This window comes from Ensifer sp. 1H6 (genome assembly GCF_001976035.1).
GTDB lineage: Bacteria > Pseudomonadota > Alphaproteobacteria > Rhizobiales > Rhizobiaceae > Ensifer > Ensifer canadensis.
Window position 1 is genome coordinate 87772 of the sequence record NZ_MOAI01000024.1, and the last position, 23887, is coordinate 111658.

24 protein-coding genes and 1 pseudogene are annotated in these 23887 nt (G+C 63.0%); 14 read left to right on the forward strand and 11 right to left on the reverse strand.

Annotation, left to right across the window (positions count from 1 at the left end; genetic code table 11):
- Positions 1 to 170 precede the first annotated feature (170 nt).
- The 3 genes from BKP54_RS24800 to BKP54_RS24810 all read left to right on the forward strand — a co-directional run bounded on the left by BKP54_RS24800 (position 171) and on the right by BKP54_RS24810 (position 3399).
- Positions 171 to 1439, forward strand: coding sequence for an NAD(P)/FAD-dependent oxidoreductase (locus tag BKP54_RS24800; RefSeq protein WP_025427616.1), 1269 nt, complete (start codon positions 171 to 173; stop codon positions 1437 to 1439).
- A 259-nt stretch (positions 1440 to 1698) separates the two neighbouring features.
- The gene (locus BKP54_RS24805) at positions 1699 to 2163 is read left to right on the forward strand and encodes a hypothetical protein (RefSeq protein ID WP_025427615.1); all 465 of its coding nucleotides are present in this window, start codon (positions 1699 to 1701) and stop codon (positions 2161 to 2163) included.
- A gap of 3 nt (positions 2164 to 2166) precedes the next feature.
- Positions 2167 to 3399, forward strand: a complete 1233-nt coding sequence (locus BKP54_RS24810; protein WP_025427614.1) for an HlyD family secretion protein — start codon at positions 2167 to 2169, stop codon at positions 3397 to 3399.
- Between the two features lie 350 nt (positions 3400 to 3749).
- On the opposite strand, the gene BKP54_RS24815 is transcribed toward BKP54_RS24810, so the two are convergent.
- The 3 genes from BKP54_RS24815 to BKP54_RS24825 all read right to left on the reverse strand — a co-directional run bounded on the left by BKP54_RS24815 (position 3750) and on the right by BKP54_RS24825 (position 5647).
- Positions 3750 to 4169: a DUF1801 domain-containing protein gene (locus tag BKP54_RS24815; protein ID WP_084815052.1), complete on the reverse strand. Its 420-nt coding sequence runs from the start codon at positions 4167 to 4169 to the stop codon at positions 3750 to 3752.
- Positions 4170 to 4567: 398 nt separating this feature from the next.
- A complete protein-coding gene (locus BKP54_RS24820) occupies positions 4568 to 5038 on the reverse strand; it encodes a GNAT family N-acetyltransferase (RefSeq protein WP_025427612.1) in 471 nt (156 codons plus the stop codon).
- A 177-nt stretch (positions 5039 to 5215) separates the two neighbouring features.
- The gene (locus BKP54_RS24825) at positions 5216 to 5647 is read right to left on the reverse strand and encodes a rhodanese-like domain-containing protein (RefSeq protein ID WP_025427611.1); all 432 of its coding nucleotides are present in this window, start codon (positions 5645 to 5647) and stop codon (positions 5216 to 5218) included.
- Between the two features lie 73 nt (positions 5648 to 5720).
- Here BKP54_RS24825 and ftrA point away from each other — a divergent pair, with 73 nt between their 5' ends.
- Positions 5721 to 6776, forward strand: coding sequence for a transcriptional regulator FtrA (gene ftrA, locus BKP54_RS24830; protein ID WP_051509172.1), 1056 nt, complete (start codon positions 5721 to 5723; stop codon positions 6774 to 6776).
- A gap of 21 nt (positions 6777 to 6797) precedes the next feature.
- Here ftrA and BKP54_RS24835 read toward each other — a convergent pair whose 3' ends face one another.
- Positions 6798 to 7781: a nucleoside recognition domain-containing protein gene (locus tag BKP54_RS24835; RefSeq protein WP_025427609.1), complete on the reverse strand. Its 984-nt coding sequence runs from the start codon at positions 7779 to 7781 to the stop codon at positions 6798 to 6800.
- Positions 7782 to 7895: 114 nt separating this feature from the next.
- Here BKP54_RS24835 and BKP54_RS24840 point away from each other — a divergent pair, with 114 nt between their 5' ends.
- A complete protein-coding gene (locus tag BKP54_RS24840; protein ID WP_025427608.1) occupies positions 7896 to 8348 on the forward strand; it encodes an Lrp/AsnC family transcriptional regulator in 453 nt (150 codons plus the stop codon).
- 112 nt (positions 8349 to 8460) lie between these two features.
- Here BKP54_RS24840 and BKP54_RS24845 read toward each other — a convergent pair whose 3' ends face one another.
- The gene (locus BKP54_RS24845) at positions 8461 to 9210 is read right to left on the reverse strand and encodes an SDR family oxidoreductase (RefSeq protein WP_025427607.1); all 750 of its coding nucleotides are present in this window, start codon (positions 9208 to 9210) and stop codon (positions 8461 to 8463) included.
- 587 nt (positions 9211 to 9797) lie between these two features.
- Complete coding sequence (locus BKP54_RS24850) at positions 9798 to 10799, reverse strand: threo-3-hydroxy-L-aspartate ammonia-lyase (protein ID WP_025427606.1); 1002 nt, start codon at positions 10797 to 10799, stop codon at positions 9798 to 9800.
- A gap of 312 nt (positions 10800 to 11111) precedes the next feature.
- Between BKP54_RS24850 and BKP54_RS24855 the strand changes: the two genes are divergently transcribed.
- Positions 11112 to 11519: a GFA family protein gene (locus tag BKP54_RS24855; RefSeq protein ID WP_025427605.1), complete on the forward strand. Its 408-nt coding sequence runs from the start codon at positions 11112 to 11114 to the stop codon at positions 11517 to 11519.
- Between the two features lie 135 nt (positions 11520 to 11654).
- Complete coding sequence (locus BKP54_RS24860; RefSeq protein ID WP_025427604.1) at positions 11655 to 12188, forward strand: hypothetical protein; 534 nt, start codon at positions 11655 to 11657, stop codon at positions 12186 to 12188.
- A 49-nt stretch (positions 12189 to 12237) separates the two neighbouring features.
- Here the strand turns inward: BKP54_RS24860 and BKP54_RS24865 are convergent, their stop codons facing one another.
- Positions 12238 to 13143, reverse strand: coding sequence for a LysR family transcriptional regulator (locus BKP54_RS24865; protein WP_025427603.1), 906 nt, complete (start codon positions 13141 to 13143; stop codon positions 12238 to 12240).
- 74 nt (positions 13144 to 13217) lie between these two features.
- On the opposite strand from BKP54_RS24865, the gene BKP54_RS35355 reads away from it, so the two are divergent.
- The gene (locus BKP54_RS35355; RefSeq protein ID WP_128090489.1) at positions 13218 to 13466 is read left to right on the forward strand and encodes a DUF1127 domain-containing protein; all 249 of its coding nucleotides are present in this window, start codon (positions 13218 to 13220) and stop codon (positions 13464 to 13466) included.
- A gap of 148 nt (positions 13467 to 13614) precedes the next feature.
- Here the strand turns inward: BKP54_RS35355 and BKP54_RS24875 are convergent, their stop codons facing one another.
- The 4 genes and pseudogenes from BKP54_RS24875 to BKP54_RS24890 form a co-directional block, all read right to left on the reverse strand.
- Complete coding sequence (locus BKP54_RS24875; protein WP_245317897.1) at positions 13615 to 14307, reverse strand: Type 1 glutamine amidotransferase-like domain-containing protein; 693 nt, start codon at positions 14305 to 14307, stop codon at positions 13615 to 13617.
- A gap of 77 nt (positions 14308 to 14384) precedes the next feature.
- Positions 14385 to 14903, reverse strand: a complete 519-nt coding sequence (locus BKP54_RS24880) for a hypothetical protein (RefSeq protein WP_225906317.1) — start codon at positions 14901 to 14903, stop codon at positions 14385 to 14387.
- A 52-nt stretch (positions 14904 to 14955) separates the two neighbouring features.
- Positions 14956 to 16899: a MacB family efflux pump subunit gene (locus tag BKP54_RS24885; protein ID WP_025427599.1), complete on the reverse strand. Its 1944-nt coding sequence runs from the start codon at positions 16897 to 16899 to the stop codon at positions 14956 to 14958.
- Between the two features lie 8 nt (positions 16900 to 16907).
- A pseudogene (locus BKP54_RS24890) lies at positions 16908 to 18241 on the reverse strand (efflux RND transporter periplasmic adaptor subunit).
- A gap of 201 nt (positions 18242 to 18442) precedes the next feature.
- Between BKP54_RS24890 and BKP54_RS24895 the strand changes: the two are divergent.
- The 6 genes from BKP54_RS24895 to BKP54_RS24925 all read left to right on the forward strand — a co-directional run bounded on the left by BKP54_RS24895 (position 18443) and on the right by BKP54_RS24925 (position 23820).
- Complete coding sequence (locus BKP54_RS24895) at positions 18443 to 18775, forward strand: TetR family transcriptional regulator C-terminal domain-containing protein (RefSeq protein ID WP_025427597.1); 333 nt, start codon at positions 18443 to 18445, stop codon at positions 18773 to 18775.
- Between the two features lie 290 nt (positions 18776 to 19065).
- Positions 19066 to 19515, forward strand: a complete 450-nt coding sequence (locus BKP54_RS24900) for a VOC family protein (RefSeq protein ID WP_057211159.1) — start codon at positions 19066 to 19068, stop codon at positions 19513 to 19515.
- Positions 19516 to 19738: 223 nt separating this feature from the next.
- Positions 19739 to 20671, forward strand: coding sequence for a ribose-phosphate pyrophosphokinase (locus BKP54_RS24905; protein WP_025427595.1), 933 nt, complete (start codon positions 19739 to 19741; stop codon positions 20669 to 20671).
- Positions 20672 to 20845: 174 nt separating this feature from the next.
- Positions 20846 to 21112 (forward strand): DUF2277 domain-containing protein, encoded by a 267-nt coding sequence (locus BKP54_RS24910; protein ID WP_025427594.1) that lies wholly within the window; start codon positions 20846 to 20848, stop codon positions 21110 to 21112.
- A gap of 243 nt (positions 21113 to 21355) precedes the next feature.
- Positions 21356 to 22594: an NAD(P)/FAD-dependent oxidoreductase gene (locus tag BKP54_RS24915; RefSeq protein ID WP_198956872.1), complete on the forward strand. Its 1239-nt coding sequence runs from the start codon at positions 21356 to 21358 to the stop codon at positions 22592 to 22594.
- 578 nt (positions 22595 to 23172) lie between these two features.
- On the forward strand, positions 23173 to 23820 hold the full coding sequence (locus BKP54_RS24925; RefSeq protein WP_025427589.1) for a TetR/AcrR family transcriptional regulator C-terminal domain-containing protein: 648 nt from the start codon (positions 23173 to 23175) through the stop codon (positions 23818 to 23820).
- Positions 23821 to 23887: the final 67 nt, after the last annotated feature.

Consider the following 23887-nt stretch of genomic DNA (forward strand, 5'->3'; position numbering starts at 1 on the left):
ACGATCCTGCCAGCACCGACTTCCGGCACCCGTCTACGGTAGCCCAACACATTATTGCAACGCCGGTGCCAGCGCCATGACCGATTTTGCAAGGGTGGCATACGAAGCCGGCGGTTGTGTTGGCGCGGCGCCGCTCCACATTTGAGAAAAGTCAAATCGGGATCATGGCCATGCAGGACAGGCATCATGTCGTCGTCGTCGGTGGAGGGTTTGGCGGGCTGCAGCTCGTCAACGGGCTTGCCGGCGCGCCGGTGCGTATCACGCTGATCGACCGGCGAAACCACCATCTATTCCAGCCGCTGCTCTACCAGGTCGCGACCACGCTGATCGCTACGTCGGAGATCGCCTGGCCGATCCGCAATCTCTATCGCGACCGGCCGGAGGTAACGACGCTTCTGGGCGAGGTTACCGGCGTCGATGCTGCCGCCAAGACGGTGACGCTCAAGGGCGGGCAGGCGATCGGCTACGACACGCTGGCGATCGCCACCGGCGCGACGCATGCCTATTTCGGCCATGACGAATGGGAGCCGGTGGCGCCGGGTCTGAAGACGCTGGAGGACGCGACCACCATCCGTCGCCGCGTGCTCATCGCTTTCGAAAAGGCGGAACTCGAGGAAGACCCGGCCGTGCGCGAGGCGCTGTTGACCTTCACCGTGATCGGCGCCGGGCCGACGGGCGTCGAGCTTGCCGGCATCATCGCCGAAATGGCCCACCGCACGCTGCCGAGCGAGTTTCGCCGCATCGATACCCGAAAGGCCCGGGTGATCCTGGTGGAGGCGGGGCCGCGCATTCTGGCTGCCTTCAGCGAGGACCTGTCCGATTATGCCCGGCGTGAACTGGAAAGGTTGGGCGTGGAGGTCCGGACCGGAACGCCGGTGACGGACTGCACCGCCGAAGGGGTGACGATCGGCGAGACTTTCGTTGCCAGCCGGACGCTCGTCTGGGCCGCCGGCGTCCAGGCGTCGCCCGCCGCCCGTTGGCTCGGCATTGCCGAGGATCGGGCCGGCCGCGCGATCGTCGGCGCCGATCTTGAGGCGCCAGGTCATGACGATATCTTCGTCATCGGCGATACGGCCTCCGTCACCTATGACGGAGGCAAGCCGGTGCCGGGGATCGCGCCGGCCGCAAAGCAGCAGGGTGCCTATGTCGCGAAGGTCATCCGCGCACGCCTTGGTGGCGGCAAGCCGCCCGGCGATTTTCGCTACCGCCATCAGGGCAGCCTGGCGACGATCGGTCGGCGGGCGGCGATCATCGATTTCGGCCGCTTCAAGCTCAAGGGTGCGCTTGCCTGGTGGATCTGGGGCATCGCCCATATCTATTTCCTGATCGGCACGCGCAGCCGCTTCGCCGTCGCCTGGAGCTGGTTCTGGACCTATTTGAGTGGCCAGCACAGCGCCCGGTTGATTACCCAGAAAGAGACTTTGCGCGACGGGCAATAGCGGTGCGGCATGACAGCCGGCGGGCCTGAGCATCGCGGGTGGTGAGTGTGCCTCTACAGGTGAGTGTGCCTCTACAAGGGCTCGCTGGCTCCTGACGCAATGATGGAGGGGCGGTGGCCGGCAAGGCCCGCCGGACGCGACCGGCTGATATCAACCGTGATCGGGGATACGGTAAAAAAGACTTTGCTTACAAGCGCAAATTGTGTGCTAACTCTCTGAAATCGAGACTATAACCTGACATGCGTTGGGGGAGACGGAGATGGCAGACTTGATACATCCAAAAGCGATCGAACATCTGCCGATGTTCGTCACGCCGCCCGGGCAGTCTGACCTTCTGTTCAATTTCGTCGTGGTGTTCCTGCTGCTCGCAATCTTCGGGATCGGCACGCTCTACCTGCGCCTGCATGCCCTGCCCGAGCAGATGGCCCACGGGGGGAGCAAGGCGAAGTTCGAGGTCGTGGCAGTGCTGGCGCTGATCGCGCTGTTTACGCACAATCATCTCTTCTGGATCGCGGGGTTGATCTTGGCTCTGGTGGATCTGCCCGACATCTGGTCGCCGCTCAGATCGATCGCGCGTTCGCTGGAGAAAATGTCGGGCCGCGAACCGGAGCCGGAGCTGGACGCCCATGGGCACGTCCGTGTCGATCACCCTGTTGTTCCCGAGCCGGCGGCGTCGGCTGTCGAAACCAGGGTCGAGCCGACCTCGAATGATGGGAGGGCATGAGCCATGTTCGAGTTCCTGCTTTGCTCGATGCTGACCATCCTTCCCGACTATCTCTTTCGCCGGTATGTCCAGGGCAAGAGGTTCGGCCACGAAATCACGCTCTATTCCGTCTGGTTCGAACTTCGGTACGGCATCACCGCCTGTCTGATGCTGACGCTGACATTGATCACCCTGGTGTTCTATTTCCATCCGTCGACCAAGAACGTCACCTCGGTGTTCCGCACCGTTACCATTCTGCCGGAGACGGGCGGGCGTGTGGCCGAGGTCTATGTCCAGCGCCATCAAATGGTGGAGGCTGGTGCGCCGCTGTTCAAGCTCGACAGTACCGAACAGGAAGCGGCGATCGAGCTTGCACGTCGGCAGATTGCCGAGGTCGAGGCCGAAACCACGGTGGCGCAGACTGAGCTTGCCGCCGCCGACGGGCTGATCCAGCAGGCGCAAGGCGCCTTTCTTCAGGCACAGGACCAGCTCGAGACCCAGACGGAGCTGATGCGCCGCAACCCCAATGTCGTGGCTCCGCGTGAGATCGAGCGGCTGCAGGTGGCGGCTGACGGCCGCAGGGGAGCGGTCGACGCGGCCACTGCCAACAAGCGCACGCTGGAAACGAAGATCGCGTCGCTGCTGCCATCGCAGAAGGCAAGCGCCGAGGCAGCCCTCAAACAGGCTCAGGTGGAGCTCGACAAGACCACCGTGCGCGCCGGCTTTTCCGGCACGCTGCAGCAATTCACGCTCAGGGTCGGCGAAGTCGTCAACCCGATGCTGCGCCCGGCGGGCATTATGGTACCGTCTGAGGCCGGTCGCGTGGCGCTGATCGCCGGGTTCGGCCAGATCGAGGCGCAGGTGTTGAAAGTCGGCATGATTGCCGAGGCCACCTGCGTCGGCAAACCCTTCACCATCATCCCGATGGTGGTGACGGAGGTGCAGGCCGTGATCGCCGGCGGACAGCTGAGGGCGAGCGATCAACTGATCGACCTCTCGCAACTGGCGGCGCCCGGCACGATCACCGTTTACCTTGAGCCGCTCTATCCCGGCGGCCTCGAAGGGCTTCCACCGGGCAGCAGTTGCATCGCCAACGCTTACACCAACAGCCATGACGAGTTGGAAGCACCCGGCACCAGCACGCTGCGCGGGATCTATCTGCACGTTGTCGACACGGTCGGCCTGGTGCATGCGATGATCCTGCGTATGCAGGCGCTGATGCTGCCGGTGCAGACACTGGTGCTCGGCGGGCACTGACGGTCCGCCGCATCTGTTGACGGCAAAACGGCGCGGCGCGTGTTCGCGCCACCTTTTCCGTCGGTCGGCACGCGGGAGGGGCTAGAGCGTTTCCGGTTTAAACGGAGTCACGGACACGCTCTATCTCTTTGTTTTTGCGCATTCCCTGACGGAAAACCGCTTCGCACTTTTCCTGGAAATGCTCTAGGTGGATATGCGGCGCGCCCTGGCAACGATCCGGCGGGCATGACCAAACGCACCGGAGCGCAATTCTTGTGCCGCTTCGCAACGCCATTTCCATTCTTGCAAAATAGCGAACAGTCGGTTTGTCGCCAGTCCTGTGTCGGCGCCGGCAGGGACAAGCGGCCGCATCATGCGTCCGTGTTTTTGGCCGCCTTTGCCCGGCTGCCCGAAGACGCCTTCTTCTTCGCCTTGGCCTGGTTGTAGTCGATGGCGACGCGGACGAGGTTCTGCAGCGCGCGCTCGTCGATCTCGTCACCTTCAAAGACGTCGATCGCGCGCCAGACCTTGCCGCCAAAGCCGTTGTTGAACAGATTTTCAGGGTCCGGCAGGCTCGCGCCGTGAGAGAAGGTAAGCTTCACCTTATCCTTGTGGGCGTTGCCGACCGCGATGATGCCATCGCGAGACCACACCGGGCTTCCCATCCACTTCCATTCCTCTGCTATCTCCTTGTCTGCTCCAAGGATGCTTTTGCGCAGGCTGGCGAGTGTCTTGCCGCGCCAGTCGCTAATCCCGGCAATCAACTGGTCGATGTGTTCCGATGCATTCATTGGGCCTCTATCCTCCGACTTCCGGCTCCGTTTCTTCCGCCGGCAAAAACTGCGCTTACTTTGCTCGTGCCAGAAACGCCGTCCTGGCTCCTCGACTGCTTGGGCGGCGCAATTGCCACCGCACAATGCCTCAAATCGGAATCGATTCAAGGTATTATGCAGCGGGATTAATGTGTTGCGGCGTGAAGCGCAGCGCCGTCGTTTCCGCAACGGGAGGACACCGCGTGACGCCATTTTCCGGCTTGCGCGGCAATATGGTGCGGGCGGGCGCTAGGTCGAGGGGGCAGCATGAATTGCAACGATAGACCATCCCATACAACGAGCGGCCGTTGCGCCGCACAGGTGCTGTCACCCGCGTCTGCGTGCGCTTGCGAACGCGCTCACTGCCGCGATGTCGGTTAGTTGCCTGACGGCACCGGCATCGTCCACGGTTCCCAGACTTCGTCGGGCCCGCCGCCGTGACGCCGGTAGAAGCGTTTGGCCGGGGCGTTGCCGGCAAGCACGGTCCAGTTGATGCGCGGCGCGCCGATTTCGGCGGCGTAGCGCTTCAGCGCTTCGATGAGGGCAGCGCCCGCGCCTGAAGAGCGCGCGGTTTCCTCGACGAACAGTTCCTTCAAAACCACCGTTGGCTTCAGGTCATAGGTCCAGGGAATGACATACTGGACGGCGATGCCGACGACGCGACCGTCGAGCTCCGCCACGAAGACCCCGAAGCGCGGGCTGTCGCAAAGGCCGTGGTCGATCAGGTCCCGCTCAGTGACGGCAAACTTGTCGATATAGCCTTCGAAGACGGCAAGACCGCGCATCAGCGCCAGCACCGTGGCGACATCGCGATGCTCGAATGGGCGCGTGGAAATGGCAATCGTCATAGGGCTCCTCAAGGGGGCTGGCAGGGGTGATCCTGCCGGCTACCTTGGCGTGTTTGCGCCGATCCGCCAAGGTGGCCGTTTGGTGGAGTGCATGGATACGCGCACAATCGAATCCGGCCCGGGGAGCCAGCGATGGCCCGCCTGATCCGCGGGCCATCTGCATCGCAGGAGTAGCGCTCAGGCGGCAAGCAGCAGCCGGGGTTCGCCGGGGGCGGCGCCTGAAGCGAAGGCCAGGCCTTCGTCTTCCCAGCCGGTAATGCCGCCGATCATGATCTTCACCGGTCGTCCGAGCCGGGCGATCTTCAGCGCCGCCTGGTCGGCGCCGTTGCAATGCGGCCCAGCGCAATAGGGGACGAACAGGGTGTCGGCCGGCCATTCGGCCAAACGCTCTGCGCTGATCTCGCGGTGGGGCAGGTGGATCGCGCCCGGCACATGGCGGCGGGCATAGGCGGCCTCGGTTCCGACCACGTGCAGCAGCACGAAATCCTGTTCGCCCTTCTTCAGCGCGGCGGCAACGTCGGAGCAATCGGTCTCGACGCTCAGGCGGCGGGCGAAATGGGCAATGGCGATCTCGGGTGCTGCGGCCTGGGTTTCGGTGACGTAGCTCATCTTTCTCTCCTGTGGCTCTGGCCTTGGGCGGTTGACGAGGAGGGTTGTAGCAATGTCGGAAAGGGGCTGGCAGATGGCAGGTTTGCCATATATGCTCAAGATCATGCCAAAACCGTCTGTCACATCGCCATCACCAGCCAATCCACTCGTCGTCGCTCTCGCCTATGATGGTCTCTGCACCTTCGAGTTCGGCGTGGCGGTGGAGATGTTCGGCCTGCCCAGGCCTGAGATGGGCGAGGGGTGGTATTGCTTCGCCGTTGCGGCGATCGAACCGGGGGAACTGAGGGCCACCGGCGGCATCAGGCTGACGGCCGATGGCGGGCTCGATCTCCTGGCTGAGGCCGGAACCATCATCGTGCCCGGCTGGCGCGGTGCCGATACCCCGGTGCCTGAAGCCCTGTGCCAGGCCCTGCGGGCGGCACATGCGCGCGGCGCGCGGGTTCTCTCCATCTGCTCCGGCGTCTTCGTGCTGGCGGCGGCCGGTCTGCTCTCTGGCCTCAGGGCAACGACCCATTGGCGCTACACCGACAAGCTCAGGGCGCTCTACCCTGATGTCGAGGTGGTGCCCGACGTGCTCTATGTCGATAGCGGCGCGGTGCTGACGTCTGCCGGCAGTGCCGCCGGCATCGATCTCTGCCTGCATCTCATTCGCCGCGATTTCGGCAGCGAGGCGGCAAACAGGGTGGCGCGGCGCCTCGTCGTGCCGCCACACCGCGATGGCGGGCAGGCGCAATTTATCGAAAGGGCGGTGCCGGAAGTGCACGAGAGCGCGCGCCTCGGGCCCTTGATCGACCGGATGCGCGCGCGGCTCGGTGAGGATTTCTCGATCGCGGCGCTGGCGAAAGCAGCGGGCATGAGCGAACGCACCTTCCTGCGCCGCTTCGAGGCGGCCACCGGCACAACGCCGGCGCGCTGGCTGCTTGGCGAGCGGCTGGCGCGGGCCCGGCAGTTGCTGGAGGAAAGCACTGTTGGCATGGAACAGGTGGCCGAAGGCTCGGGCTTCGGCTCGACCCAGACGCTGCGGCATCACTTTCGCCAGCAGCTTTCGACGACGCCCGCCGCCTATCGCGCCATGTTCGGGCGGGTGGCAGCGCAAGCGGGTGCGCCGGCCGAGGTCGCGGCCGAGTAGCCGGACCGCGCCCTGCTGCCACTACGCCTCCGACGGGGCAAGTTCGCTGCCGTTCCTGCGGAAGTACGACTTGAAGAACACGGCGTCCGGCGCCGAGACGATGACCCGGGCGACGATCGCCGTTGCCGCTATGGCAAAGACTAGGCGACCGAAGAACACGCTGGTGAAATCGGCGCCGAGGGCAACCACGACCAGCGTATCCTCCACCAGGCTGTGGCCAAAGCCCATGAAGACGCACGCGAGGAAGACCTGGCGCGGCTCGACATTCGCCTCGCGTGCCTCACGGATCAGCAGCGCGCCGCCATATGAGATCCCCAAGAGTACGCCGACGGCGGCAAACGGCACCGTCTGCGGCTTTATGCCCGCAAGGCGGAAGAGCGGCGCCATGCCCCGGTTCAGCCAGCCGAGGAGGCCCACCAGCTTGAGGATCTCGATCGTCCAGCTCAAGGCCAAGAGCACGACGAGCATGGTGGCGAGCGTCTTCAGCGTGCTGAGCGCGAAAGCGATCCAGCCGGAGCCTTCGTTGACCGGTATCCATGTGGGGTTGAGCGGCGTGGCGAGCCAGCCGGTTGCCGCGAAGACCTGGTGTAGCAGTGCCGCGAAGATGAGGCCGCCGCCGATCCTGAGCGCCCCTGTGACCAGGAAGCCAGGGCCTGCTTTTTGGATGATGCGCTGTTCGATCGGGATGGCGTGGGCCACCAGCATCAGCGCCGAAAAGATGGTCATGTCGGCGGTCGTCAGTTCCGAAACCGGCACCAGCGCAAAGACGACCACGACCGCGCCCCAGATGCCGACCAAGAGGCCGGTGAGCCAGGCGAAGGCGAGCTCGGGCGGCAGCCCGACGAGCGTCATCAGCGGTTCGAAGGCCGGTGCGACCGCCCGGATCACGCCGAGTTCCTGCAGGACATGGGTGACGATCGTGACGGGAACGATGATGCGCACCAGGTCCCAGTAGATTTCGAGAGTGGCGAGCGTCTTGCGGTAGAGGATGATGTGAACGGTCATGGCGATGCCTCCTTGAATGGGTTGTCCAAGGACTAGCGCGGGGCCATTCGCAGTTGTGGTCAAAATATGCGAATATGTGCAATAAAATTGCACGCGCATAAATTGGGGGATGGAATGGATCGGATCGACAGAAAGCTGCTCAAGCTGATGCAGGAGGATGCGTCGCGAACCAACGCTGATCTTGCCACCGAGGTCGGGCTGTCGCCGTCGAGCTGCCTGCGGCGCATCAGGCGCTTAAGATCCGCTGGTATCATCGACCGCGTCGTTGCCGTTCTCAATCCCGCAAAAGCGGGCCGAGGGGTGAAGGCGATCATCACCGTCGAGCTGGAGCGCCACGGCGAACAATATGTGCGCCGTTTTCTCGATATGGTCGCCGCCGAGGCGGCGGTGACCCAGGCCTATAGCGTCAGCGGCGCGACCGATGCGCTTCTGATGCTGCGCCTGAAGGACATGGACGAACTCGACGCGCTCACCGAGCGACTGTTCGGGGAAGGGAGCAATGTCGCGCGATACTACACCAGCTTCGTGATCCGCACCGGCAAGGAGACGACGGCAATCCCGCTTTGAAGCTTCGATGTAACTGGACGAGCTTCGCAGGCACTGCACCCCGATCTGCGGCATCAAACGAAGGCGCCGGGGCGATCTACTCCGGCGCGCAACAACGGCGTTGCCGCTATGGTCATTTGACCGCGGCGTTGCCGCCATCGGCGTAGAGCGCGGTGCCGGCAACGAAGCTTGCCATCGGGCTTGCCAGGAATAGCGCCGCCCGGGCGATTTCCTCCGGTTGGGCGATCCGCTTCATCGCATGCAGGCCTGCGGCCCATTCCTTCTGCTCCTGGCTGCCGGCAGCCGGCGTGTCGACGCCGCCCGGGAGCAGGGCATTGGCGCGGATGCCGCTCGCGCCATAGTCGGCGGTGATGCCCTTGACCAGCCCCATCAACCCCGCCTTGGAGGCGCCATAGGCGCCCATGCCGGGGATGCCGACGCTGGTGCCGACGAAGGTCGAGGTGAAGACCAGCGATCCGCCGCCGCGCTTGAGCATTGCCGGGATCTGGTGGCGGGCGCCGAGGAAGGCGGAGGTGAAGTTGGCGGCCAGCACCTCCTGCCATTCTGCGGCCGTGATCTCGGCAAGCGGCCTGACCGCGCCGACGGCGCCGGCATTGTTGACGGCAATGTCGAGGCCGCCGAACCGGCTGATGGCGGCCTCAATCAGCCGGGCATGGGTATCTTCGTCAGCGACATCGCCGCTGACGGCGATCGCTTCGCCGCCCTCGGCACGGATAGCCTCCACCACGGCATTGAGTGGTGCTTGGGTGCGGGCGTTCAAAACCACCTTCGCGCCTTCGGTGGCGAAGAGTTCTGCGACCGCGCGGCCGATACCCGACGACGCGCCGGTGACGATTGCGATCTTATCTTGCAGCATGGACATGGACTTGCTCCTCTTGGTTGAGGCGCACTGAGTATCGCCGACAAGAAGCAGCGCCCACCCGATTTGCGATGGGGACAACTGAATGATGGTGGTCATCGAAAATTTGAAGGGTCGGTCCGGATGTCAGGGTTGAGCGGATCGAAGCGTAGCATCTGCCACGATCTCGTGTTTGCCCTGCACCCTGGAAAGTTCGCCGCGGCAAAGATGACTGCTCAAGCACCTGCATGTTTCCTTTACTCCTATCCGATCAAAGGGCAAAAACATGCAGTCAATCAAAGTGCTACAGCGACCTTGGCGCATCCTAAAAGACGCGCGGCGCTGTAGGGCCGACTATCCTTCACATTCATCGGAAGAAGAAAAACCAGACGGCAAAAGCCAGCATCCAAACCAGGACATAGTAGAAAGCTTGACCCTCGATCATGGCGGCGATCCCCATTCACCGATCGAGGGCATATTAGCATTGATGCAACCGAAGGGTAAGCGGGTGCGCGCTTCAGTGCCCGCCTAGAGCATCCTGCTTTCAAGTGGAATCGCTGAAAGCGGATAAGATGCTCTAGGATCAAAGTGCTAGAGCGTCCTTTGTGCGTTCATCTGAACGCACGGCGCTCTAGAAGTGCGCTGAAGGTTTTCAGATCGATGTTGCCGCCGCTCAACAGAATACCCACCCGCTTTCCGCCACAGGCGATTGCCCCCTGCAAAACGCCCGCCGCGGCCAGGCAGCCGGTCGGTTCCACGACGATCTTCATGCGCTCGGCAAAGAACCGCATCGTCTCGACCAGTTGCCCATCAGTAACCGTGACGATGTCATCGACCGTGTCTTTCAGGATGGCGAAGTTGTGGTTGCCGACATGGGTGACAAGCGCGCCATCAGCGATCGACTTCGGCACCGGGATCTGAACCACTTCGCCCTTGCGCAATGATTGCTGGCCGTCGTTTCCCGCCTCGGGCTCGACGCCAACAATGGAGCAGGCGGGCAAAAGCGCCCTGGCGCTGAGCGCGCTGCCGGCAAGCAAACCGCCGCCGCCCAGCGGAACGACGAGCAAATCGATCTCCCCGACATCCTCGATCAGTTCCAGTGCTGCGGTACCCTGTCCGGCGATGACATCCGGGTGGTCATAGGGAGGGATCAGCGCTGCGCCCCGGTCGGCGGCAAGGCGCAGGCTTATCTCCGCACGATCTTCCGTATATCGATCGTAAAAGACGATCTCGGCTCCATAGCCCCTGGTCGCCGCCACCTTTATCTCCGGAGCGTCGCGCGGCATGACCACTGTCGCCGAAACACCCTGGAGTCTCGCGGCATAGGCGAGTGCCTGGGCGTGATTGCCTGAGGAAAAGGCGACGACACCATTCTGCCGGGAGCGTGCGTCCAGCGCAGCGATGGCGTTGTACGCGCCACGGAATTTGAAAGCGCCCGCACGCTGCAGGTTCTCCGCCTTGAAAAATACGGTCGCTCCGGCTTGGGCGTCGGCAGTTCGCGATGTCAACACAGGCGTGCGGTGCGCCGCGCCGGCGATGCGTGCTCGGGCGGTCTGGACATCGTCGAAGGTCGGGATGCGCAGCGAAGCGGGTGCCGGTGCAGGATTGACCACGAGAAACCTCCATTGCGCACGCGGTGGCCCTGGGCCGAGAGGGAATTTTCCAAGGCACGGCAATGTAGCATCGCGCCGGCGTTTGCACGAGCCAGGTTGAAGAACCATTGGCGCCATCTGCCTTATGACACCGCTGACACGGGCCAGGCCGCATTGTACCGGCTTTAAGGCATCTGCTGCACAGTTCCGCGATTTTCAACAACGGCGGCCGGTGGCATAGTTTGCGCGGCTTGGCAGCGTCGCGTCAGATGGGACGCACACACGCCGCAGGACCTTGGATTTGGGATTTTCAGGCAAGGCGGGAGGGGCGGAATGCTGAAGACCTACACTGGCAGCTGCCATTGCGGCGCAGTTTACATCGAGGCAGATGTCGATCTCAGCGCCGGGACCGGCAAGTGCAACTGCACGCTCTGTACCAAGATGCGGCTGTGGTCGGTGGAGGTGGCGCCGTCGGCTTTCCGTCTGATCGCCGGCGAAGAGGCGCTAGCGGATTATCGCGGTCGCAACCCGGTCGCCCATCATTTCTTCTGCAGCCATTGCGGCGTGCGCCCGTTCGAGCGGATCGACGCACCGAACATGACGGGACACACCTATTACAACATCAACGTCGCCTGCCTCGACGGCGTCGATATCGACGAACTGATGGCCGCACCCGTCACCTACTTCGACGGACTGCACGATGACTGGGGCTCGACACCATCAGAGGTGCGGCATCTGTAGGGCTCGTTTCTGAAAATCCTGACCCCTTGTGTTACGCAGTTCTTGATGCAGCCGTCAGCTTTTGCGGGGATATTGCCTCGCGGATAATGTTGCGGCCACATGTCCCTGGTGGGGCTGCATTTCTGGAGTTGATTGATGGTGGAAAAGACGTTTCCAGAAGCCTTCCCGAGTGCACTCCGCTCCCAGTCCGCGATTGCTGTTTCAGCACTCAAACTGAATTCCGACTACGTTTCCGAACCGTTTTCGGTCAACGTTCTCGGCGAGATCCTGCACATACCTGGTCGGGTTCTTCCCTCGACAAAGCCGGAGTTTGTAGGGCTGAACCTGCAACGGCGCCAAATTGCACTGTGCATGCTGACGCGCAGTTCCGATGGCTTCGGACGTCAGGCCGCTCTGCAAGAAATCCTTCACATCAATAAGCCCTGGTCCATTCCTTTCGTCATCGCGTTGATCGGCGAATACGTCGTCGAGATCATCCATGACATCTACGCAGCTCTGCCCGACTTGGAGCGGGACGTTGTCTCAACATTTATCAAGGCAAATCCGGCGTTTTATAAGCTCACCTGTGACCGGGTGATGAGCTATTGGGACTGCTACTACCGTCGGCAGTTCCGGTGCAGCGACTACGTAGGCTTCAAGCTCTTGCGGCAACTGGACGCGCTTGCATGATTTGAAAGGCTGGAACAATGCGCCGGTCTCGTGGCCGCAACCTTGCAGCCTATATCAGGGGCTCCGGCTCCAGCGCCGCCAGCGTCTTCAAGGCAGCCAGCGTTTCGCGCAGGGCTCGATCAAGCCGTTTGTCGCGGCGCAGCACGAGGGCGAAGCGGCGCGAGAGTGGCGGCGACAGCGGTCGCACGACCAGCCGTTCGCGATCATGCGCGCGCAAGGCGATCTCCGGAACGAGCGCCGCGCCGAGGCCGACGGCGACCATCTCCTTGATCGCGGCGACGCTGCCAAGCGCCATCACCGGTTTGACGGCGGTGCCGCCGTCTGCCGCCAGCCATTCATCGGTGAGCCGGCGGGTGTTGGCGCCCGGCTCGTAAAGGATCAACGGTCGTTGCGCCAATGTCTCCGCCGTCACGGTGTCGGGGAGCGAGGTCTCCGCCGGAGCGATGGCGACGAAGCGCTCGTCGAAAAGCGGGGTGACTTCGAACATGCGGCCGGAGACGGGGAGGCTGACCAGCCCGATGTCGAGCAGATTGTCGTCGACAGCCCTGACAATGTCGGCGCTGTTGCCCGTCGCCACGGTGATGTCGAGATCGGGAAAGCGGCAATTGAGATCGGCGAGAAGCGGCGGCAGCATGAAGGCGCAAGGGGTGGCGCCGGTGCCGAGCCGCACGCGGCCGAGAACGCCCTTGGAGTGGCGTGCCACCGCGTCGACAGCCTCGTTTGTCGCGGCCTCGATGCGGCCAACATGCGCAAGCAGTTCGGCGCCGGCGGCACTTGGCCTTGCAGTGCGGCCGACGCGCTCGACGAGGCGCACGCCGAGCTGCTTTTCCAGCGCGCGCACCTGCAGGCTGATGGCCGGCTGCGTCAGCCCCAGGCGCTCCGCGGCGGCGGAGAAGCTGCCGAGTTCGGCGACCAGCGCGAAGGTTTTGAGGTAGTCCAGGTTGAGGGTTGCCATACCAAAGAAATCCTTATGCATTGCATAGAACATCCAAGCTTCATTTATAGATCGATGCCTTGCACAATGCGAGCATGATCAGCAGCAAAACATGGGTGTTCGACATGCTCAGGGAACTTGGCCTCTTTCTCGCCGCTTCGCCGCGCTCGCGGCTCTGGCAGTTGCAAAATCTGCGCGAACTGGACGCGGAGCGTCTGGACGACATCGGCGTCACACCTGCCGAAGCGTGGCAGGGAAGGCGCACCGAAAGCGCGCCGGCGTCGTCGCGAGGAACCGCAGCGACTGCGCGATATTCCGAAGCCGCGCGTGCGGGGGCGATGTAGACGACGAAAGGCATCTGCGACGGCCTCGTCGGCGCGAAAACGCGCCGCGATCTCAGGATCTTCTTGCCGCGCTCGCGGCTCTTGTTTTTTCGCTGTTCAGTTTTGCGCGGCATGCCGTAGCGCCAGCGCGAGTGCCGCGAACTGAGGGCTACGCTATCGAAAAGCCGCCAAGCTCGATTTCGCCTGGCGCGCGTACGGCGCCACCGGAGATCCACAGCGGATTTCCCACGCACTCAATCTTTCCACCCGCAACAACGGCACCGTCGCCATCGTTGCATGCTACGATCGGCCTCGCCGTGCCGGTGCTGTAACGCAGCAGGTCGGGCAGGTAGGTGTCCTCGTCACTAAGATGCGGGAAGAACTCGAATGGCATGAGGTCGAGGGCATTGCCGTCCGTTATCTCCTCCGGTCTGCGGCCGATGAAGAGCGCGTCGGTGGCGATCGTCGGGCCCATGAGAATGGCGCCGGCGCTGACGCCGATGAGGATGCCGCCGGAGGGCGCCCAATTGCGGAGCGGCCCGAGCATCCCGCTTCGTTTCAGCCGTTGCAGAAATTCACCGGTGTGGCCGCCCGCGAGGTGAATGGCGTCTGAGGCGAAGAGCCCGGCGATATCTTCGGCGGGATGCGGCTCGTCGAGATCGTAGAACAGCGCGAGATCGAGATCGTGTCTGCCATAATAGGATTGGCCGGCCAGAAAGAAGCTGCGGTCCGGTTCCGGGCCGGAGGCGACATAGGCGATGCGGTTTCCGCCGCCGCGGGCCTTCAGCAAGTCCACGAGCCGGAGGTCGATTGCCGAACATTCGGGGAAAAGCTGGTCGCTGTAGAATATGAGGTTGAGCAAGTAATCCTCTTGGTTTGTCAAGCGATCCGGTCAGAATGCAAAGATTGGCAAAGTCTCGGTGGCTACATGATGCCGCTTCAACTCTCGTCATACGGCTGTGTGAAGCGTTCCCCGTTGAAAGTGTGTGTACAGCATCTGCAAGTGGGCTTCATATTGTCGACGGTGAGCGTCGGGTCCACCAATGCCAGGTGCTTGTTCTCATCAACATATAGGCCGCTGTAGTATGAGCTCTCGCCGAGGCGCACATACGGCTGTCGTTCATCTTCGCTTCGGGCGACCAGCCAAAAGATGGGATCAGAGCGATCAATCCGAGCGACGGCTTCGCTGTAGGTTTCGTTCCAATCGTTGCCAACGCGTGAAAGGAGAAACCGGAACAGCGGTGTGTAGTCCAATCCATGCCGGTGGTGAGAGTGCATCGAGCCGTTATGAGACAGATCCAGTTTGACGGCCTTTGTGCCTCGTGACTCTCGCCACTCGCCGCCGTCACCGTGCCGCACACCGTGCGTTCGGGTGTTCACCTTGCGATAAAGCGGTTTCTTGCGTTGCATGCCGAGTGCTAAATGCGCCTGATAAGGGATTTCGCGTTGTTGTTGCATGACACAAGAGTGTCGGCAATGGGCGGATTTCGTTGAAAAATCTCCGCTTGCCTCAATCGGCACTGAGTGCCACCGCCGGCTGCAGGCGGGAAGCATTGCGGGCGGGGAGGAAGCCGAAGACGAGGCCAGTCAAAAAGGCGCAGGCGAAGGCGAGTGCGACGGGGCCGAGCGTGAACGAAACGGGCATGCCGAACTGGCCGGCGAGCGCTCCGGTGCCGAGACCGAGGACGACGCCGAGCGTGCCGCCGATCGCCGAGACGACCAGCGCCTCGATGATGAACTGCAGGAGGATGTCACGCTGGCGCGCGCCGGTTGCCATGCGCACGCCGATTTCGCGGGTGCGCTCGCTGACCGAGACCAGCATGATATTCATCACGCCGATGCCGCCGACGAGCAGCGAGATGGCGGCGACCGAGCCGAGAAACAGCTTCATCGTATTGGAGGTTTCGGTGAAGGCTTCGCGCACCGACGACATGTTGGTGATCTGGGTGTCCTCGCGCTTGTGCCGCTGGTTGAGAAGCGCCTGGATGGTCTGCTGCGTGATGTCGATGGCGGCCGCGTCCTTCACCTGCACGGTGATGGTGCGCACGTTGCGCTGGCCGAAGAGGCGCATGCTGCCCGTCGTCAGCGGCACGAGCACGACGTCGTCCTGGTCGTTGCCGAAGGAGGTGGCGCCCATTTCCGCCATCACGCCGATGACCTGGAAGGGGATCTTGTTGACGAGCACATACTGCCCGAGCGGATTGTCTCCTTCAGGAAACAGCGTCTTGACCACGGTCTGACCGAGGACCGCCACCGGCGCATAGGTGTCCATGTCGTCCTGGGTGAGGAATTCGCCCTGCTGTATCTTCCAGGATTTGGCGGTGGTGAACTGCGGCACCGTGCCGTTGGCACTGGTCTGGTAGTCGACATTGCCGCGCCGGACCGTGACGGTGCTGGTCAACTCGGGCACGGCGAAGGCGACATTCGGTACCTCGAGGATGGCGTCGGCATCGGCAGGAACAAGGGTGACATTGCTGCCGCCGGCGCTGCCGCGGAAATTGGCCATGCTCGGCCTGACCACCAGGAGGTCGGAGCCCATGGAGGAAATGCGGCTGAGCACGGAATCCTGCGCGCCGGTGCCGATCGCCAGCATGGCGACGACCGAGCCGACGCCGATGACGATGCCGAGCAAAGTGAGGATGGTGCGGAAGAGATTGGCGCGCAACGCCCGGAACGCCATCTTCACCGCTTCGGTGACGTCGGCGATCGCAGCCGAGCCCTCGCTCACCGTCCGGCTGAGCGCATGGGCTGCGTCCGGATTGCTGCGGCTCTTCTTGGTGCGGTCGGCGACGATGCGGCCGTCATGGATCTCGATCAGCCGGTCGGCCTGTTCGGCGACCTCGCGTGAGTGGGTGATGACGATGACCGTATGGCCATTGTCGTTCATGTCGCGCAAGAGCGCCATGACGTCGGAGCCGCTCTGGCTGTCGAGCGCGCCGGTCGGTTCGTCCGCCAGCACCACGCGGCCGCCGTTCATCAGCGCGCGGGCGATCGATACCCGCTGCTGCTGGCCGCCGGAAAGCTGGTTTGGGCGGTGGTCGAGCCGCTCGCCGAGCTTCAGCTGATGCAGCAGGGCGCCTGCGCGATCGTGACGGTCTCGTGCCGACATGCCGGCATAGACGGCCGGCACCTCGACGTTTTCCTGTGCGCTTGCGGTGGGGATGAGATTGTAGCTCTGGAAGACGAAGCCGAAGGTGCGCCGCCTGAGCGCCGCCAGTTCGTCGGTGTCGAAGCCCGACACCCGCTCGCCGTCGATGAGATAGTCGCCCTCGGTCGGCTGGTCGAGGCAGCCGAGAATGTTCATCAGCGTCGACTTGCCCGAGCCGGACTGGCCGATGATCGCGACGAACTCGCCGGCCTCGATGTCGAGCGAGACGCCATGCAGCACCTCGACGGCGAGATCGCCGTTGAAATAGGTCTTGCTGACGTGCCGGAGCGAGAGGAGCGGGGTCATGGCCGGTCTCAGAACATCGGCGGCATGCGCATGCCGCGCTGGCTGCCACGGGTGCTCGCCGCCGGGGTATCGGTGCCGGTGGCGACGACGACGGTGTCGCCTTCATTGAGGCCGCTCGTGATCTCGGCGTTGACGCGGTTGCGGATGCCGACGTCGACGGCGCGGGTTTCGGGCGCGCCGAGGGTGTGACCACGGTGAGCTCGGCGCTGCCGCCGGCAGCGCCTGCCTTGCCACCGGCGGCGTTCGCATTGCCGCCACGCTTGCCGGCCGCTTGGCCGCCATCCTTCTCGCCGGTCATGCGCAGCGCAGCACTCGGCACGATCAGCACGTCCTTGGCTGATGACTGAACGAAGAACACCTGGGCGCTCATCGACATCATCAACTCGCCATCAGGATTGGGAACGTCGAACAGGGCGTAATAAAGCACGACGTTGTTTGCCGTGTCCGGCATCGGCTGGATCTGGCGCAGCTTGCCTTCGAAGCGTTTTCCCGGCTGGCCGAGCAGGGTGAAATAGGCGTCCATGCCGACCTTGAGCTTGCCGACATCGGCCTCAGACACCTGCGCCTTGACGGTCATGGTCGAGAGATCGGCAATGGTGACGATGGTCGGCGTCGTCTGGTTGGCGTTCAGCGTCTGGCCTTCCTTGGCCGGGTTGGCGACGATGGTGCCGCCCATCGGCGCGAAGATCTTGGTGTAGCCGAGATCGACCTTGTCGCCGGCAAGGGTCGCCTGCTGCTTGCGGATCTGCGCTTCGATGGCGTTGACGTCGGCCTCGGCGGCGGCAAGATCGGCGATTGCCTGGTCGAGCGTCGACTGGGCGATGCTGTTGGCGGCGACCAGATTGCGCTGGCGATCGATATTGGCCTGTTTCAACACGAGCTGGGCCTTCTTCGACACGAGCTGCGCCTGGAGATTGGCAAGCTCGGCCTGGTCGATCTCGATCCGGTTTTCGATGGTGGCGGGGTCGATTTCGGCAACGAGCTGGTTCTGCTCGACCTTGTCGCCGATATCGAAATGCAGGGCCTTCAACTGGCCGGAGACCTGGGCGCCGGCATCGACCGATTTGACCGCATCAAGTGTGCCGACGGCGGTGACGCTGTTTTCGATGTCGCCGCGCATAACGGCCTGGGTGACCATGGCAGCCCCGGTCGGATTGGTCGCATAGCGCGTCCAGCCATAATAGCCGGCGCCGAGGACGGCGAGGACGACGGGGATCCACAGCCAGGTGCGCGTGCGTCGCTTGCGCCGGATGGGGGTGGCACCGGGAATGAAGGTGACGTTGGGCGTCGCTTCCTCGCGTGCGGTGGTCTCGGTGCGTGCCGTCTTGCCTGTCTTGTTCATGCCCATACCCGGCCCCATACCTGGCCTTGCCAGCGCCATCGTTCCAGGCGCGATTCATCCTAGCAGCAAATAGGCACAAACGGCCGGAGCGGGAAGCATTGAGATCATTATATTATTGTAATGTTTTGGCTGCGGGGAGGCGGAGCGCTCCCCTCAACCAGGATGCCCCTGGTGTTACCCCTTCAGCCCCGAGACCGTCAGATGCGGGATTGGAACGCCGGCGAGGCGGCGGCCTGGCTCGAGATCGTCGGCGCCAGCCACCGCAGCGAGCGGATTGCAGCGATCTTCTCCGCCCGGCTGGCGCGGGGGACCGAGGCGCTCGCGGCAGTTTTGCAGCGGTTGGGTGGCGATGGCGTGAGCGAGGGCGGGGCGCGCGTCCACGCGCAAGCCTTGCTCGCCGGTTTGGAGGGGCTATCGCTGGTTCAGCTTCTGGAGCGTTCAGCGGATGATGCTGGCCGGGCGCAGGCGGTACGCATTCTGGTGCGCGGCATCCTTGGCGGCGTCATTCCAGCCCACCGGCGCACCGGCGCCTGAGGCGCGGGCGCGCTTCAAAAGCCTTGCGAGATTTGCGCTGGCCTCAGGCGGGAAGAGGGGACGCGGCTGTCCTCTGCGCTCAGGTTGCGAGGATCTGGCGACAAGCTCGCCACACTCGTTGTAGAAGATGCCGGCAGGCGGATCAGGGGTACAAACGCCGAGCCCCAGGCGCATGAATGCGGTCCTGCCTGGCAAATGCCTCCAATGACCGTTGACGGCCTGAAGGAGACTTCTTTCGTTGTTCCCGACCAATGAATATGGTTGCCTCATAGCCGAGGATATCGACCGTCATGAAACTTGCCCACATCAACTTGGTAGCCCGAAATGCGGAAGTGCTCGCAGCGTTCTACATGAATGTCATGAAATGCGAATCCCTTCGTGAACCCAAGATGGTGTCCGGGGAAAAAGTGTCGCGCGGCAATGGTATTTCGAACTCTGAGATATATACGATCTGGCTGACATTCCCCGAACTCGAACGCCCATTCTTGGAGATACATGAGCACAAGGTCACTCATGATCGAGACCAGCCAAGGGTGAATGAGCCCGGTTTCGGGCACCTGTCATTCCAGATGGAAGATATCAGCGTGGTGCTCGCGGAAATCATCCAAGCCGGCGGGGCGCAGATCGGCGAAATCACGGACTTTGGGACGCCGGATAAGCCATTTCTTATTGCTTATGCGCGCGATCCGGAGGGAAACGTCCTTGAGCTTGAGCAGATAGGTAATCGACCGAGATGCTGACGACCGCTTGTGGAGCCCAAACCGGTCATTGGGCTGCCGCAAAAATCAGTCTCGAAGCACAGGCCTCTGCGGCAGATAAATCTTGATTTCTCCCGACGTTTTCGCCCTATTGCGCAAGCAATGCGAGGTGCCGTGTTGCGAGTCTGGGGGAAGGCTCTGAAGGTGCCCCGCGAAACTGGAAGGTCTTTTCCTCTCGAAGGCCCCTTGAAACAGGATCGCGCTGATGAAGCTGGTGACCGGTAACTCGAACCGCGCCCTGGCCCAGGCTATTGCCAGCCACCTGGAACTTCCCCTCATAGACTGTACGGTCAAGCGTTTCGCCGACCAGGAAATCTACGTTCAAATCCATGAGAATGTGCGCGGCGAGGACGTGTACATTCTCCAGTCAACGAGCGCCCCCGCCGACGGCAATCTGATGGAGTTGCTGATCCTGACCGATGCACTGCGCCGCTCGTCTGCCCGCCGGATCACGGCCGTGATCCCGTATTTCGGCTATGCTCGCCAGGATCGCCGCGCCACCGGCCGCACTCCGATCTCGGCCAAGCTGGTCGCCAATATGATTGCCGGTGCAGGTGTTAACCGCGTCATCACCGTCGATCTCCATACCGACCAGATTCAGGGCTTTTTCGATATACCGACCGATAATCTTTATTCAGCGCCGGTGATGACCCGCGATATTGAAAAGCACTACGACACCAAGAACTTGACGATCGTTTCGCCCGACGTGGGCGGCGTGGCGCGGGCTCGCGCCATCGCCAAGCGCATTGGTGCCGATCTTGCCATTGTCGATAAACGGCGACCCCGCGCCGGTGTCTCGGAAGTGATGGGCATCATTGGCGATGTGTCCGGGCAAAGTTGTCTTCTGATCGACGACATCGCAGATAGCGGCGGCACGCTGATCAATGCGGCGGAAGCCCTGCTGGAGGCTGGTGCCAAGGAGGTTTCTGCCTACATCACCCATGGTGTGCTTTCCGAAGGCGCCTGTGAACGCATTGGCGCCAGCAACCTCAAGGAATTGGTCGTGACCGATTCCATTCAGGAAACCGAAGCTCACCGCCAGACCGCCAATATCCGACGCGTCACAATTGCGCCGCTGATCGGCGAAGCCCTCGCTCGCACCGCCAGGGAGCAAAGCGTTTCAACCCTTTTCAACTGATCCGGCTCATGGCGCGATTGCAACCGTCAGCCAAGATCACGCTCGTTTTCCGGGCATGCAGTGCGCAGCGTTCCCACGCGGCCCGGCTTGGCCCGTCCGTTGCAATTGGCGCTCACGCGACTATTTTCGTATGCTTCGCCACCCTCCTGTCAGTGACACGCCCGGGAGCAAGTCATGTGCCGGAATATCAAACCCTTGTTCAATTTTGATCCGCCTGCGACGAACGAGGAGATTCGTGACGCCGCGCTACAGTTCGTGCGCAAGGTGAGCGGCACGAACAAACCATCGAAACGCAATGAGGCTGCGTTCGAGCGCGCGGTCAATTCAGTCGCGGCATGCGCCCGCGAGCTGCTGGATTCGCTGGAGACTTCTCAACCCCCTCGCGATCGCGAGGAAGTCGCGGCAAGGGCGCGCGCGAGAACAGCGGCCCGGTTCGCGTAAGGGGAGTCCTGTCACGCACCGGAGATCGACGGGAGCTCTTTCACAGTCACCGCACCAGCGACGAAGCGATCTGCTTCGCATCAGGCGGGATCGCCTTGCGGTCTGGCGAGAGGGCCGCGAACCGGAATGCGAACGGCCAGCCGCGCGGAAATCGGCGGTGCTGGACTCGTTGCCGTCGACAGGGCTTAATGCTGCGCGGGGATGGCGGGATTGCCGGGGGCGATTATGGGATCACCGCAGCAGATGACTGATGACGGCGATGTTCTCGATGCTGTCGTCATCGGGGCCGGCTGGGCCGGCCTGGGTGTCAGCTATTGGCTGGCACGACGGGGCCTGCGCCACAGTGTCTTGGAGCGGGGCCGCATCGGAGAGACCTGGCGCACACAGCGATGGGACTGCTTTCGGATGAATACTCCCAATGTGCAGACCGTCATGCCGGGCGACTGCTATGACGGTCCGGATCCGGATGGTGCCATGACGGGCGAGCAGTTCGTCGCTCTGCTTGAGGATTTCGCCCGGCGCAACACGCTGCCGATCGAACCGGATACCGCGGTAAGCGAACTCGCGCACGAGAATGGCGCCTATCGGCTCACCACTTCACACGGCACGCTTTGGGCGCACAACGTTATCGTCGCAAGCGGCTGCTTGAATTGCCCGGTGCGCCCGGTCTGGGCGCCCGCGTTGTCGCCGGCTCTCCATCAGATCGACGCTTCCGGCTACCGCAGCACTGCTGATTTGCCAGATGGATCGGTACTGGTGGTCGGAAGCGGCCAATCGGGTGCTCAGATCGCCGAGGAATTGGCGGAAGCGGGCCGAAAGGTCTTCCTTGCGACCAGTCGTGTCGGGCGGCTCCCGCGGCGCTACCGGAGTCGCGACATCATGGTCTGGCTGCTCGAAAGCGGGTTTCTCGACGTGCGGCGAGAGGAGGTCATTCGACTTGCGGGACGCATCCCGCCGCGCGGTGTGCTCGGCTCGGTGCATACGATAAGCCTTCAGGCGCTGAGCGCCCAAGGTGTCGCGCTTCTTGGGCGTCTCACCGGCATCGAGGATGGCGGCAACCTCTCGTTTGCCGACGATCTCGAAGCGAATGTCCGCTTTGCGGATGAAGCCTCCGACACTGTCAAACGCCATGTCGACGACTATATCAGCCGCGCCGGGATCGATGCGCCCCCTGCCGAGCCCGACCCGGCGGAGACGGTCGCGCTGCGTCGACAGAACCCGCCGATCGGTTCGCTCGATCTCTCCCGCTCCGGCATAGCGAGCGTGGTGTGGTGCACCGGGTTCAAGGGCGATTTCAGCTGGATGAGGCTTCCCGGTGTGCTCGACAGCGCGGGACAGCCTGTTCATGAGGATGGCGTGGCCGCCCTGCCGGGCCTCTATTTCGCAGGGCTGGACTTCGCCTCCACACGCAAGTCAGGCATCATCCTGGCGATCGCCGAGGAAGCGCCTCGCCTTGTCGACCATATCGCGGGGCATTCGTGACCGCCTTCGGCATGGTCAAGAAGTTCCTGACGGTCAGGGCCGGGATCAGAGGCCGACAGATTGTCAGCCGCTGTTTTGCGCCGCCACCACCAGTGTCACGTCTCGCCCCTTGGCGACGTTCCGACTGGGCGAAGGCAATGGTCTCCAGGGATCAGCCAAGGACTTCGCTTCTGCGCGGGAATGTCTGCCATCGATTACCGCTGGAAGCAGTGCGTCCACTTCCGGCCCGAGCCAGTCGAAGATAAGCGAGGACCTGAATGTCTGCTGGTGGCGCATGGTTGCCATCGCACCAACGCCGGCAAGCGCGCAGCGGCATGCAGAGATTGCGTCGCTGTCGTGCCGGAAATAGCGGGTGTCCCTGAAACTCGGAGCGTTGGTTAAGCACAAGATCACGACGACATCCTTCTATCCCGCGGGGCGTCGAGCTCTTCCAGTTTTGCATCCTCAGCCCATGAGGATCCACATCCGCTGCCGCTGTCGAAATTTCGCCCACTCGACAAAATCGCCTTGACGCTTCCGTCGCGCTTGATTAGAACACTGCGAACCGTACCGTACGGTACTCAAATGGGTGGAGCCAGGTGCAAAGCGTTGCTGCGACAAAAGAGGCGAATGCCGGGAGCGGCCTGACCGAGCGTCAGGGTGTCGTCCTCGAAGAGGCGTTGCGTCTGCTTGTTGACGGCGGCGAGAAGGCGCTGACGACCGCCGGTGTCGCGCGGGCTGCCAACTGTTCGAAGGAAAGCCTCTACAAGTGGTTCGGCGATCGCGACGGGCTGTTATCGGCGATGATCGGTTTCCAGGCGAGCAAGGTGCGCACGCTGGATGTCGCCGCGAGCGCGCTCGACGCCGAAAGCCTGAGCCGGCATCTGGTTGTCTTCGCCAAGGATCTGCTCGAGGTTCTTGCCGGCGACGTGTCGCTGGCGCTGAACCGGCTGGCGATCGGCCAGGCGAGCCGCGAAGGCTCCAAGCTCGGCCACATGCTGCAGGAGCGCGGACGCCGGCAGATCGGGCGGCGTGCTGCCGCTCTGCTGGAGGCCGGCCGCAAGGCGGGGCTGCTCGCGTTTGACGATGCCGACGAAGCCTATGGCGCGCTTTACGGGCTGGTCGTTTCCGACTGGCACCTGAAGATGCTGCTCGGCGAAGAGGCCGGCGAGATGAAAAAGAGTTTCGGCCGCAAGGCGGAGCAGGCGGTCAGCGCCTTTCTCACGCTCTACGGCCGGAAGGTTTAACGGCGGGGGAGATCTCCGCCTGCAGCGCCGCGTGTCGAAGACACGCAAAGGTCGCTGCGGAACTGAA

Coding starts and splice junctions, on each gene's coding strand:
- BKP54_RS24835 (WP_025427609.1), bottom strand. CDS start 7,781: ATGACCGTTCACATCATCCTCTACCGCAAGACGCTCGCCACTCTCGAA.
- BKP54_RS24895 (WP_025427597.1), top strand. CDS start 18,443: ATGCGGGATTGGAACGCCGGCGAGGCGGCGGCCTGGCTCGAGATCGTC.
- BKP54_RS24865 (WP_025427603.1), bottom strand. CDS start 13,143: ATGGCAACCCTCAACCTGGACTACCTCAAAACCTTCGCGCTGGTCGCC.
- BKP54_RS24860 (WP_025427604.1), top strand. CDS start 11,655: ATGGTGGAAAAGACGTTTCCAGAAGCCTTCCCGAGTGCACTCCGCTCC.
- BKP54_RS24800 (WP_025427616.1), top strand. CDS start 171: ATGCAGGACAGGCATCATGTCGTCGTCGTCGGTGGAGGGTTTGGCGGG.
- BKP54_RS24915 (WP_198956872.1), top strand. CDS start 21,356: ATGACTGATGACGGCGATGTTCTCGATGCTGTCGTCATCGGGGCCGGC.
- BKP54_RS24825 (WP_025427611.1), bottom strand. CDS start 5,647: ATGAGCTACGTCACCGAAACCCAGGCCGCAGCACCCGAGATCGCCATT.
- ftrA (WP_051509172.1), top strand. CDS start 5,721: ATGGCAGGTTTGCCATATATGCTCAAGATCATGCCAAAACCGTCTGTC.
- BKP54_RS24910 (WP_025427594.1), top strand. CDS start 20,846: ATGTGCCGGAATATCAAACCCTTGTTCAATTTTGATCCGCCTGCGACG.
- BKP54_RS24900 (WP_057211159.1), top strand. CDS start 19,066: ATGAAACTTGCCCACATCAACTTGGTAGCCCGAAATGCGGAAGTGCTC.
- BKP54_RS24810 (WP_025427614.1), top strand. CDS start 2,167: ATGTTCGAGTTCCTGCTTTGCTCGATGCTGACCATCCTTCCCGACTAT.
- BKP54_RS24840 (WP_025427608.1), top strand. CDS start 7,896: ATGGATCGGATCGACAGAAAGCTGCTCAAGCTGATGCAGGAGGATGCG.
- BKP54_RS24880 (WP_225906317.1), bottom strand. CDS start 14,903: ATGCAACAACAACGCGAAATCCCTTATCAGGCGCATTTAGCACTCGGC.
- BKP54_RS24905 (WP_025427595.1), top strand. CDS start 19,739: ATGAAGCTGGTGACCGGTAACTCGAACCGCGCCCTGGCCCAGGCTATT.
- BKP54_RS35355 (WP_128090489.1), top strand. CDS start 13,218: ATGATCAGCAGCAAAACATGGGTGTTCGACATGCTCAGGGAACTTGGC.
- BKP54_RS24820 (WP_025427612.1), bottom strand. CDS start 5,038: ATGACGATTGCCATTTCCACGCGCCCATTCGAGCATCGCGATGTCGCC.
- BKP54_RS24855 (WP_025427605.1), top strand. CDS start 11,112: ATGCTGAAGACCTACACTGGCAGCTGCCATTGCGGCGCAGTTTACATC.
- BKP54_RS24845 (WP_025427607.1), bottom strand. CDS start 9,210: ATGTCCATGCTGCAAGATAAGATCGCAATCGTCACCGGCGCGTCGTCG.
- BKP54_RS24805 (WP_025427615.1), top strand. CDS start 1,699: ATGGCAGACTTGATACATCCAAAAGCGATCGAACATCTGCCGATGTTC.
- BKP54_RS24815 (WP_084815052.1), bottom strand. CDS start 4,169: ATGAATGCATCGGAACACATCGACCAGTTGATTGCCGGGATTAGCGAC.
- BKP54_RS24885 (WP_025427599.1), bottom strand. CDS start 16,899: ATGACCCCGCTCCTCTCGCTCCGGCACGTCAGCAAGACCTATTTCAAC.